An 11793-nucleotide genomic window follows, 5' to 3' on the forward strand; every position below is an offset into this window, starting at 1 on the left:
GACGGACGGCGCAGTGTTGCAGGCGTCACGTCCTACCCCAAAAGTCGTGCTTCGCTTCGTGGCGGGAAAACCCCGCTGATGGTATGTTTTCGCCCATTTTGGGCAACGGCTCCGTCTCGTATGAAACTTCGCAGCTTCATCCTCGCCACCTCGGCTGCCGTCGGCATCGTCTTCCTGGGTGGTAGCTGGTGGGCCATCAGCAAGGGGTTCGACCGGGCTTTCAGCGAGCATGCGCGCCAGCAGGCCGACGACGTGGCCGCGCTGACCTTCTCCGCCATGTACGAGATCATGAGCCGCGGCTGGACGCGGGAGGAAGCCGAGCGCTTTCTGGCCGGTATACACGGCAGCCAGCCCGATGCCAACGACAACCGGCTGCAGGTGGTGATCTACCGGGGCCCCACGGTGATCGAGCGCTACGGGGAGATCGACCAGCCCGACCCGGGCAGGCTCGCCCGCGAGACGCTCGCCACCGGCCAGGGGGCGGATTCGGCCGAGTTCGGCGTGTTCCGGCGCACCTTTCCGCTCAAGGCGGAGGAGCGCTGCCTGGCCTGTCACGACAACGCCGCGGTGGGCGAGGTGCTGGGTGCGATCGAGGTACGCCAGCCCTATGAGGCCGTGCTGTGGAACGTGCGCACCGGCTTCTATCTGAGCGCCCTGCCCAGCCTGCTGCTGGGCATGATCGTCGCGGTCGGTGCGGTATGGTGGGTGAGCCGCCGCATCGGGCGCAGCGTGGACGAGGTGGAGCGCAGCCTGGAATCGATCAACAGCTTCGACGACCTGCGCCATCTCGCGGTGGACGAGGACCGCCACACCTTCGACGAATTCCACCAGGTGCATGGCTCCATCATGTCGCTGGCCACCAAGCTGCGCGCCGTGGCCGTGGACAAGGACATCCTGCTGTTCGAGATCGGCCTGCTGGAGAAATTCGTCATCACCTCCGAGGTGATCCGCGACTGGCGCGTCTACGTGGGCCGCCTGCTGGAGGACATCAACGCCGTCATCGAGGCCCACGTGCTGTTCTCGGTGTTCCAGATCGACGACGAGCTGTTCGACATCGAGATCTTCTGGTACCTCGTCCCCGACGACACGGCGCGCAAGCAGATCGAGCAGTCGATCCGCGAAACGCTGCACGCCGACACCCGCTTCGGCGCGCCGGCCACCCTCAACATCCATCACCATGCACCGGAGAGCAAGCGTTCGCTGGGCCGCGACGAACAGGACGCGATGGTGCTGCGCATCAAGTCCTTCTTCGTGGACCGCCCGCGCATCGGCAGCATCGTCGGCATCGGCGTGCAGTCCGACGCGCTCACCGACCATACCCACAGCCTGGTGCTGGACAGCATCCTGTCCACGCTGCTCAACGTGGTCGGATCCATCAAGGCCATCCACAAGTACACACGCGACCTGGAGTACTACGCCACCCGCGATCCGCTCACCGACCTCTACAACCAGCGCGTGTTCTGGGAACTGCTGGGCTACGAGATCGGCCGCAGCAAGCGCCACGACGCCAAGTGCACGCTGCTGCTGATCGACCTGGACAACTTCAAGCTCATCAACGACCACTACGGCCATGCCACCGGCGACCGCTTCCTGCAGAGCTTCGCCGAGGCGGTGGACGCCTCCCTGCGCGGCGGCGACATCCTGGCGCGCTACGGCGGCGACGAATTCGTCGTGGTGCTGCCCGAAGCCGGCGTGGAACAGGGTTACGCCATCGCCCAGCGCGTGCTGGCGGCGGCCAAGTCGGTGTCGGTGGAAGCCACGCCGGGCGGCGAACACATCCACGGTTCGGTGTCCATCGGCCTGGCGGTGTATCCGGATCACGCGGCCGAACCCAAGGATCTCTTCCTGTTCGCCGACAACATGATGTACCGCGCCAAAGCCGAGGGTAAGGAGCGCATCGCGCTGCCCTCCACCGAGGACGTCATGGCGGTCTTCCGCGACGTCTCGGAGATGGGCGTGGCCGTACTGGCCGCGGTGAACGAACGCCGGGTGATCCCCTTCTTCCAGCCCATCATGGGTCTGGACGGCAACCGCCTGGCGGCGGTCGAGGTGCTCTCCCGCCTGGAGGTGAACGGCGAGCTGATGCGCGCGGACCAGTTCATCGAGATCGCGGAGAAGATCGGCGTCATCCACCGCCTGGACGCCATCGTCATCGAGGCCGCGCTGGCCCAGATCCGCGACAGCGACTACGACGGCTACATCTTCTTCAACCTGTCGCCGCGCGCGCTGGTGCTGTCGGAATTCGCCCGCACGCTGCGCACCGTGGTGCGGGATTCGGGCATCCCGCCGCAGCGCATCGTGTTCGAGATCACCGAGCGCGACACGGTGAAGAACCTGTCGCTGCTCGAACGCTTCATCACCGATCTCAAGTCCGAGGGTTTCGGCCTGGCCATCGACGACTTCGGCTCCGGCTTCTCGTCCTTCCACTACCTGCGCCGCTTCCCCTTCGACTTCCTCAAGATCGAAGGGGATTTCATCGCCAACATGCTCCACAGCGAACGCGACCGCGTGTTCGTGCAGAGCATCACCGCGCTGGCCAAGGCGCTCGACATCAAGGTGGTGGCCGAGTTCGTGGAATCCGAGGAGGTGCTGGACATGCTGCGCGAACTCGACATCGATTTCGCCCAGGGCTACTACATCGGCCGGCCGGACCGCACGGTGGCGATGTCGGAAGCGGTGCGTACATGACCACACCCGGCACGGCCTGACGGACGCTCCGGGCATGGCGTGCCGACGCCGTTTCAGGAATTGAGCTGCTGGAAGCTGCAGCCGGCCGGGCACGAACTCAGATGGTTGTCACGCCCGATACAAAGGCAGAAACGCTGACCGCTGCACTCGGCGATGCCGGCATCCTCGCCCGGCTCGAAATCCTCGATCCGCACCAGCTTCAGAAAGTGCAGTGCTGCATCCAGGCCCTTGAACACGGTCAACTGGGCATCCCCCGTGCATAGCCAGCGCCCGTCCATGGACAGCGCATAGCAGCCGCTGTCCTTTTCGCCCAGCGCGTGCACCCTGACCTTGCAACTGCGCCGCCGCCACTCCGGCGCGACGGCCAGTTCCAGCCAGGTCGCGATCCGGACTCCCTCCTGCTGTGTAACCCCCATTTCCGCACCTCCTGTCGTCATCTCGCCCATGGTCTCGTCTTGTATTGGTGGCGATGCCGTCTGCTCTGCAGCAACTTTGATTATGGGAACCCATGCCGCGATCGCAAGGAGAAATAACCAATGCTCACAAACCGGCCCGGCCTATCCGTTTCGGGTAATTACAGAGGAATATACTCGCAGCCAGCGGTGCCGTCATGAATAATTTGCCCGGCCGCGGACTATACTGCCGCCCCACCATGACAAGAGGAGGAATCCCGATGAAGCTCGAAACCCTGGCCGTGCACGGCGGCTACCAGCCCGACCCCACCACCAAGGCGGTGGCGGTGCCGATCTACCAGACCACGTCGTATGCCTTCGACGACACCCAGCACGGCGCGGATCTCTTCGACCTGAAGGTGCAGGGCAACATCTACACCCGCATCATGAACCCCACCACCGCGGTGCTGGAGCAGCGCGTGGCGCAGATGGAAGGCGGCGTGGGCGCGCTGGCGGTGGCATCCGGCATGGCGGCGATCACCTATGCCATCCAGACCATTGCCGAGGCGGGCGACAACATCGTCTCGGCTGCCACTCTGTACGGCGGCACCTACAATCTGTTCGCCCACACCTTCCCGCAACTGGGCATCGAGGTGCGCTTCGCCGACTACCGCGACCCGGACGCCTTCGCCCGCCTCATCGACGCGCGCACCAAGGCCATCTACTGCGAATCGGTGGGCAACCCGCTGGGCAACGTGACCGATTTCGAGCGCCTGGCCGAGATCGCCCACAGGGCCGGCGTGCCGCTGATCGTGGACAACACCGTGCCCACACCCTACCTGTGCCGCCCCTTCGAGCACGGCGCGGACATCGTGGTGCATTCCCTGACCAAGTATCTGGGCGGCCACGGCAATTCCATCGGCGGCGTCATCGTGGATTCCGGCAAATTCCCGTGGGCCGAACACAAGGCGCGCTTCCGCCGCCTCAACGAACCGGACGTGTCCTACCACGGCGTGGTGTATACCGAAGCGCTCGGCGCCGCGGCCTACATCGCCCGCGCCCGCGTGGTGCCGCTGCGCAACACCGGCGCCGCGCTCAGCCCCTTCAACGCCTTCCTGATCCTGCAGGGCATCGAGACCGTGGCCCTGCGCATGGACCGCATCTGCGAGAACACCCTGAAGGTGGCCGAATACCTGAAGAAGCAGCCCAAGGTGGAATGGGTGAACTACGCCGGCCTGCCGGACCACGCCGACCACGGGCTGGTGCGGAAGTACATGGGCGGACGCGCCTCGGGCATCCTGTCCTTCGGCGTCAAGGGCGGACTGGAGGCCGGCGCCCGCTTCCAGGACGCGCTCAAGCTGGTCACCCGCCTGGTGAACATCGGCGACGCCAAGTCCCTGGCCTGCCACCCGGCCAGTACCACCCACCGCCAGCTCGCGCCGGAAGAACTCGCCAAGGCCGGCGTGTCGCCCGACATGGTACGGCTGTCCATCGGCATCGAGCACATCGACGACATCGTCGCCGACCTGGAACAGGCGCTCGCCGCGGTCTGATCCGCCACGTAGACGGCAGAAGGCCGGCCCACCCCGCGGGGGGCGGCCGGCCTTCTTTTTTTGCCCGCCCTTACTTCAGCGAGAACCGCACGCAGGCCCCGCAGGCGCCCTCGCCTTCCGGCGCGAGCTGCGGCGCGACCACGAACAGGCGTTCGGCGGGTATGCCGCCCTCCTCGGCCAGCCAGTCCCGCGCCGCCTGGGCGCGCTGCTGGGCAAGCGTGGCGAGTTCGTCCTCGCCGACCGCGGTGTTGGCCAGGATGACGGCCTCCATCTGCTCCACCGGCACCTCCTTGATCATGCCGATGAAATTGCGCTCCTTCTTGAAGTCGCCGTCGCGATAGACCGTGCGCAGCAGCGCCGGGTATTCCTCGTCGGAGACCTGGATGTCGTCCAGCGATGGCGCCTCGACGCCGCGCTTGATCATGTCCTTGAGCTTTTCCGCCTTCACCTGCTCGATCATCCGGGTCCGCTTCAGCCCTTCCGGGTCGGCCGCCGCATCGACGCTGCCGGCGATCTCCAGCTTGAGCGCCGGTCGGTCCAGCAAGGCTTCGGACAGGCGCCGCACCCGCTCCAGGGCGGTTTCGTTCAGCACTGGCGAGCCGGCGTCGAAGGCGAGCTGGGACATCTCCTCGCCGTTGCCGAACATGGAGCCGAGCAGCGCGAAGGGCGCGGTGATGGCCTTGCCGAGCAGGTTCATGATGGCGCGGAACACCAGCCCGCCGATGCTGAACTGGGGGTCGTCCAGCGTGCCGCTCACCGGCAGGTGGATGTCGATCTCGCCGCGGCGGTTCTGCAGCAGCGCGACGGCGAGCTGCACCGGCGCCTTGATCGCATCCGGGCTGTTGGTGGGCGGGCCGAAGGTGAGTTGGTCGAGGAAGACCCGGTTGGTGGCGCTGAGCCTGCGCTCCTCGATCCTGTAGTTCAGTTCCGCCGACAGCTTGCCCTTCTCGATGCCGTAGCCCACGTACTTGCCCGAATAGGTGGTCAGGCCGGTGAGTTCGAAGTCCTTCACCGCGGCGGCGATGTCCAGCCGCCTGTCCTCGCGGAAGGGGTTGAACTCGCCATTGACGGTCAGCGGCGCGGAGCGGTCCACCTTGCCGTTCAGTTCCAGCTTGGCCAGCGTGGCCGGGTCCGAGGACAGGCCGGTCAACTCGCCCGTGAGGCCGCTGATGTTGGCGTCGTAGTTGGGGCGGATGAAGCGGTCACTGAAGGCCACGTTGCCCTGCCGCACGACGATGCGGCGGATGGCGATGGGCGGCGGCTCGGCCGGTGCCTGTTCCGCCCCTTCCTGCGGCGTCCCGGCCGACGCCTCCTGCTGCCCTTCCTCCTGGCGAATCTCACGCAGGTTGAGGCGGCCCTGCTCGTCCAGGATCAGGCGGGTATGGAAATCGGTCAGCGCCACCTCGCGGATCGCCAGCGCGAACGGCGACAGGGCCAGATCGGCGCCGGTCACGCGCAGCGCACGCCAGCGCACGAAATCGTTGGCGTTGAGGCGGTCCACCGAAGCGAAATTGGCCACGCCGAGATCGCCGCGGAAGCGCCCCTTGATGCTGCCGTCGGCCGTCTGCTCCAGCGCCAGTTGCCCCTTCGTGGTCAGCGCACCGCGGGAAATGGCGATCTTGGTCTGCTCCAGCACGTAGGGCTGCAGCGGCAGCAGATCCACTTCGCGCAGATCGAGTTCCAGCGCGGTCTTCAGGGGTTCGAGCGCGACGCTGCCGGTGGCGGCGAGCTGGCCGCGCCGGTTGATGCGCGAACGCAAGTCCAGCGTGCCGCTGCTCCCCGGCGCATTGCCCAGTTTCTCCACCGTGAGCGCGATCTGGTCCGCCTCGGTCGACACCGGCTTGCCGGGCGTGCGGTCTTCCACGCGCACGCTGCCGTCTTCCGTGCCCAGGCGGGTGAGCATCCAGGTCCAGGGCTTGCCGGCCGGGCCGGCGTCGCGCGCCGGCGCAACGAAGTCGAGGGCGTCGAGCCGGCCCTCGCGGTCGCGCACCAGCGCCACGGCGAGGCCTTGCAGCGCCACCGCGCCCACTTCGACGCTGCGCCGGGCCGGGACGATCACGGCGCCCTCCACGCTCGCCTCGGGCAGGCGGAGCAGCGCTTCCTTCCGTCCCTTGAGCCCCAGCACCACGTCGTGCAGCGCCAGGCTCTCCACCGTGACCTCGACTTCCGGCACGCCCTCGTTCAGGCGCAGCTTGTGGGCCACCACGCCGTCGACCCGGCCGTCGCGCACCTCGCCCTTGTCCAGCGCATCGGCGTAGTACGGTCTCAGGCGCACTGGCTGCAGGGCCTCGATGGTCACCGTGCCGTCCAGCTCGAACGGCGTCAGGCGCAGTTGTTCCTGCAGATCGAAGCTTTCGCCGGCATCGGTATGGAAGTCGGCGCGGATCACCGCGGGCATCTCGCCGTCGCTGGCGAGGTCGCGCAGGTCGATGTTGATCGCCTCCAGGCGGGTGCGGTACGGCGTGGCCGGCACGCGGTCCTCGAAACCGACCACGCCGTCGCGCACGCGCGCGGTGGCAAGGAGGAAATCGAACGGCTCCGCAGCGGGCGCCGGTTTTGCCGCCGGCGCCGCCTTGCGTGCCGGAGCTGCGGGCAGCAGGCGGGCGAGGTTGAGGCGGCCGTCGCGCTCTCGCACCAGCTCGACCTGCGGGGCTTGCAGACGCAGGCGGGTGAAATGCCACTGCCCGGCCAGCGGCTGCAATTCGACCAGCTCCACCGCAAACTCGTCGAAGCCCAGCACGCGGCGGCCGTCCGCATCGTCTACCTGTACAGCGCCGAGGCGCACCTCGCCGTTGAGGGCGATACGCGGCGTGCCGTCCGCGTGCTGCTCGAAGGCCACCCGCAGTTCGGTACTCAGGTGCCCGCTCACCAGCGCGAAGGCCGGCTCGAAGGGCAGATAGGCGAGATAGGGCGCGACCTCCAGCTTGTCCAGCGTCAGTTCCAGCGCGGTCTCGCGCCCCTCGGTGAAGGGCTTGCTCTTGCCGGTGAGGTTCAGCGCGTGGCCGTTTACCGAGGCGCTCAGGGCCGGTTCGACGAACACGTCCACCTTCACCGGCAGGTTGGAAACGAAAGGCAGATTCAGCACCAGGTCGCCGATTTCGTGGCGCACGCCCGCCAACTGGTCGTCGAAGACGGCCGCCCCGCCTTCGAGCTGGATGTTGCCGACCGAGAAGCGCGCCGGTTCGGCCGCCTCCTCCGCAGCAGCCTCATCCCCGCCCGCGCCGAGGCGTTCGAACACGTCGCTCCAGTTGTAGCGGCCGTCGTCGTACCGCACCACCTTCAGGTTCGGCTGCCGGATGCGCAGTTCGTGCAGCACCGGTCCGCGCCGCAGCAGGGATTCGATCTCGAAATTGGCGTACAGGCTGCCCAGGGAAAAGGCCGTCAAGCCCCGGCCGGCCTCCGCCACCCTCAGCCCTTCGACGGTCAGCGCGAGGGTGAATGGGTTGAAGCGGACCACGTCCATGCTCACCCGCCGCCCGGTGGCCTCGCTCAGCAGGCGTTCGCCGTGCCCGCGCACGAGTTGCGGCACCAGGAGAAAACCACACAACGCATAGGCCGCCACCAGCGCGGCGGACCAGTTCAGCAGCTTGCGCGAGGGCCGCAGGCGGTTGGCCAGGGCAGCAGGCGAGGGCATCGGCGACTCCGGGGTTGTACAGGCGGCGTGGGCGAAGAGCGGTTCGAACGGCAGGATGCTACGCCGGTCCGTCCACGCAAACCGCGAAATCTATCAGGGTCCGGGGCTCAAAAGCGGGCCGCCGAGGTGTAAATAAATGTTTGCGGGTGCGGATTCCTGCGCGTAAGCTCGCGCGCTTTCATTGCACTCGGACCATCACGACGATGCGGCAGACCTACGACGTGATCGTCATCGGCGCGGGCGCGGCCGGCATGATGTGCGCCGGGCTCGCCGGCCGGCGCGGCCGCCGCGTGCTGCTGCTGGACCACGCCGAGCGCCTGGCCGAGAAGATCCGCATCTCCGGCGGCGGGCGGTGCAACTTCACCAACCTGCGGGTGGGCGCGGAGAACTACCTGTCGCGCAATCCGCACTTCGTGCGCTCGGCGCTGGCGCGCTACGGTTCGCGGGATTTCATCGACCTGGTGGAACGCCACGGCATCGCCTGGCACGAGCGCGAACACGGCCAGCTTTTCTGCGACGACTCCGCGCAGCGGATCATCGACATGCTGCGCGCCGAATGCGAGGACGGCGGCGTGGCCTGGGCCATGCCGCTGGCGGTGCAGCGCATCGAGCGCATCGCCGGCCAGGAATCCGCGGACGCGGAACGCTACCTGGTGCATACCGCCCACGGCGCGCTGGCCTGCGCAAGCCTGGTGATCGCCACCGGCGGGCTGTCGATCCCGAAAATCGGCGCCACGCCCTTCGGCTACAAGGCGGCGGAGCAGTTCGGCCTGCCCGTGGTGCCGCCCCGCCCTGCCCTGGTGCCGCTCACGCTGCCGCCGGAGACGCTGGCCCGCCTGGCGCCGCTGTCCGGGGCTTCCTTCGAGGCGGAAGCGAGCTGCCACGGCGGCCGCTTCCGCGAGGCGGTGCTGATCACCCACCGCGGCCTGTCCGGCCCGGCCATCCTGCAGGTGTCCAGCTATTGGCAGGCGCAGGCCTACGAGGGTGGCGAGCGCGCGCCGGTCACGCTCGACCTGCTGCCCGGCACCGACGCCCGCGCCTGGCTCGCCGAGCATGCCCAGGCGCGCACACTGCTGCCCAACCTGCTCGCCGAACGCCTGCCGCGCCGTTTCGCCCACGCCTGGTGCGAACTGCACGGCTGGAACCGGCCCCTCCAGCAGTTCCGCAGCAGCGAACTCGCCGAGATCGCCGACACGCTCGTAGCCTGGCCGCTGGCGCCGTCCGGCACCCAGGGCTACGCCAAGGCCGAGGTCACCCTGGGCGGAGTGGATACCCGCGCCCTGTCCTCGCGCACCATGGAGGCCGCCGCCTGTCCGGGGCTGTACTTCGTCGGCGAGGTGACGGACGTCACCGGCCACCTGGGCGGCTACAACTTCCAGTGGGCGTGGTCGTCGGGACACGCGGCGGCGCAGGTCGTCTAGGGCGCCAGGGCGTCCAGAATCTGCGCGTTCAGGCCCTCGGGGCTGAAATCCCGCAGCGGCTGACCGTTGACGAAGAAGGTGGGCGTCTGGCGCACCCGCAGCGCGGCGATGTCGGCAGCATCCTGGGCGAGCAGCGCGGCGATGCGCGGGTCTTCCATGTCGCGCCGTGCGCGCTCCAGGTCGATGCCCAGCCCGTCGAGGAATTTCCACACCAGTTGGGGCTGCGGCCGGCCGTGGTCGGCCCACACCGATTGAGCGTCGAGGATCGCTTCGAGCGCCCGCCAGTACGGCTCGTCGCCCTGCATGCGCACCGCTTCCAGCACCTTCACCACGTAATCGGAACCGTTGTGGAAGGCGGCGTAGCGCAGCGTCAGGCGCACCTTGCCGGCATGGGCCTGGGTGATCTGTTTCACGTAAGGGTAGAAGGCCCGGCAAGCCTCGCAGGCGGGGTCGAAGAACTCGGTGACCTGGGCGCGCGCCATCAGCGGTCCCAGGGAGGGCGAACCGGGGCGGCTGAGGGCGCCCTGGTGCTGCCGGACGACCTCGGCGCGCTGCACGGTCTGTGCGTTCTTGTACCAGTAGGCGCCGGCGGCGAAGCCGGCGATCAGCACGGCGGCGGCAGCGATCACGATGAGAGTGCGATTCATGTTTGAGTACCTTTGCGCGCGGCCAGGAGCAGCGCGGCGATGAGGGTGAAGGCGAACAGCGACAGCAGCGGAATGGTCACGAAGCCGGCCAGCTCGATCTGCACGTCCGCGCAGGACACGCCCTGGGTGCAGGGCTGCAGGCCGGCGGGGATGAAGCCGAGGTAGAGCAGGCAGTGGTAGGCCGCGACCAGCCAGCCGGCCACCGCCAGCGGGAGGGCATAGCGCACCGCGCGCGGATCGAAGGGCAGCAGGCCCACGCCGAGCACCAGCGGCAGCGGGAACATGAAGATGCGCTGGTACCAGCACAGCACGCAGGGTGGGCGCTCCATGACCATGCTGAAGAACAGGGCGCCCAGCGTGGACACGCTGGCCACCAGCCAGGCGGCGAAAAGCAGCAGCCAGGCGCGCGAGGAGGTCGTGGCGGCGCTCATGCCGCACACGGCCGTGCCGGCACGGCGGAATGGGGGGGGACCGGGAAGTTCATGGCATCTCCGGGGGTGTTCGCTCGGGGGCCTCGCGGGACGGCCGCCCATGCCGAGCACGGTGGTTCGCGGCAGTACGGAAGGCCGGGGACGGCGTGCGCCGCGTCAGGCGGCGGGCCGGGGACTCAGGCGGGGACGGCGGCGCCCCATTTGGGCCGCTCCGGCCTCGCCGGAGGGCGGAAGGCGGGTGCGCCGGCGGGGACGGAGGACAGGAGCTCCACCCGCGCGGGCAGCGGCATCGCCGGCAGGGCCGCGACGATGGCGGCGTGGCCGAGGTGGCAGGGATGGCAGTCCTGATGGGTGCGCGAGCCGGGGTCGCCCCCTGCCTCACCGCCGTGGCAGGCATCGACGCAGGCGGCGGCCGCGCGCCCTTCCGCGTCCAGCGCGCAGCAGGCGTCCAGTGCCGCCAGCGCGGACTGCAGGGGCATAAGCAGGACGAAGAGGATGGACACCAAGCGTCTCATGGGCGGTGCAGCCTAGCAGAGGGCGTTGGCGCGGGGCAAGCGCGCCTCAGCCCAGGTGGGTGTGGCGTCCTGGCGGCCCGCTTTCCATTTCGGCAAGGCCCTGCAGGATGCCGCAGTCCTCCACGGTCCGTTCGCGCCGGCAGCGTTCGCGCAGGGTGAGGAGCGAGCGGCGCAGGTGTTCCAGTTCGCGGATGCGCTCGGCCACGTGGGCGATGTGCTGGTCGAACACGTCGTTGACCGCGCCGCAGCAGGCCGAAGGCTGATCCGCCAGCGCGAGCACGCTGCGGATTTCCCCATGGCTCATGTCGAGGGCGCGGCAGTTGCGGATGAAGCGCAGGCGTTCCGCGTGTTCCTGGCCGTAGTCGCGGTAGTTGCCCGCGGTGCGCGCGGGAGGCGGCAGCAGGCCCTCGCGCTCGTAGTAGCGCACGGTCTCCACCGTGCATTGGGCGGCACGCGCCAGGTCGCCGATTTTCATGAACATGCTCCGTCAGAAGAGGGTTGACCCTATAGTA

The 11793-nt window shown here is 68.4% G+C and carries 9 protein-coding genes; 3 read left to right on the top strand and 6 right to left on the bottom strand.

The window, feature by feature from the left end; all coding sequences use genetic code 11:
• Positions 1–120: 120 nt before the first annotated feature.
• A complete protein-coding gene (locus E6O51_RS17165) occupies positions 121–2688 on the top strand; it encodes an EAL domain-containing protein (protein WP_136386238.1) in 2568 nt (855 codons plus the stop codon).
• Between the two features lie 53 nt (positions 2689–2741).
• On the opposite strand, the gene E6O51_RS17170 is transcribed toward E6O51_RS17165, so the two are convergent.
• Complete coding sequence (locus tag E6O51_RS17170; RefSeq protein ID WP_211091447.1) at positions 2742–3134, bottom strand: hypothetical protein; 393 nt, start codon at positions 3132–3134, stop codon at positions 2742–2744.
• A gap of 227 nt (positions 3135–3361) precedes the next feature.
• Between E6O51_RS17170 and E6O51_RS17175 the strand changes: the two genes are divergently transcribed.
• Positions 3362–4633 (top strand): bifunctional O-acetylhomoserine aminocarboxypropyltransferase/cysteine synthase, encoded by a 1272-nt coding sequence (locus tag E6O51_RS17175; protein ID WP_136386239.1) that lies wholly within the window; start codon positions 3362–3364, stop codon positions 4631–4633.
• 70 nt (positions 4634–4703) lie between these two features.
• On the opposite strand, the gene E6O51_RS17180 is transcribed toward E6O51_RS17175, so the two are convergent.
• Positions 4704–8267: a DUF748 domain-containing protein gene (locus E6O51_RS17180; RefSeq protein ID WP_136386240.1), complete on the bottom strand. Its 3564-nt coding sequence runs from the start codon at positions 8265–8267 to the stop codon at positions 4704–4706.
• Positions 8268–8470: 203 nt separating this feature from the next.
• On the opposite strand from E6O51_RS17180, the gene E6O51_RS17185 reads away from it, so the two are divergent.
• Complete coding sequence (locus tag E6O51_RS17185; protein ID WP_136386241.1) at positions 8471–9688, top strand: BaiN/RdsA family NAD(P)/FAD-dependent oxidoreductase; 1218 nt, start codon at positions 8471–8473, stop codon at positions 9686–9688.
• Here the strand turns inward: E6O51_RS17185 and E6O51_RS17190 are convergent.
• The 4 genes from E6O51_RS17190 to cadR form a co-directional block, all read right to left on the bottom strand.
• A complete protein-coding gene (locus E6O51_RS17190) occupies positions 9685–10335 on the bottom strand; it encodes a DsbA family protein (protein WP_136386242.1) in 651 nt (216 codons plus the stop codon). The genes E6O51_RS17185 and E6O51_RS17190 overlap by 4 nt on opposite strands.
• The gene (locus tag E6O51_RS17195; RefSeq protein WP_136386243.1) at positions 10332–10766 is read right to left on the bottom strand and encodes a disulfide bond formation protein B; all 435 of its coding nucleotides are present in this window, start codon (positions 10764–10766) and stop codon (positions 10332–10334) included. The genes E6O51_RS17190 and E6O51_RS17195 overlap by 4 nt, the downstream gene beginning before the upstream one ends.
• 176 nt (positions 10767–10942) lie before the next feature.
• Positions 10943–11281, bottom strand: coding sequence for a hypothetical protein (locus E6O51_RS17200; protein WP_136386244.1), 339 nt, complete (start codon positions 11279–11281; stop codon positions 10943–10945).
• Positions 11282–11327: 46 nt separating this feature from the next.
• Positions 11328–11756, bottom strand: a complete 429-nt coding sequence (cadR, locus tag E6O51_RS17205) for a Cd(II)/Pb(II)-responsive transcriptional regulator (protein WP_136386245.1) — start codon at positions 11754–11756, stop codon at positions 11328–11330.
• Between the last annotated feature and the right edge of the window lie 37 nt (positions 11757–11793).

The organism is Pseudothauera rhizosphaerae (genome assembly GCF_004801305.1).
GTDB lineage: Bacteria > Pseudomonadota > Gammaproteobacteria > Burkholderiales > Rhodocyclaceae > Pseudothauera > Pseudothauera rhizosphaerae.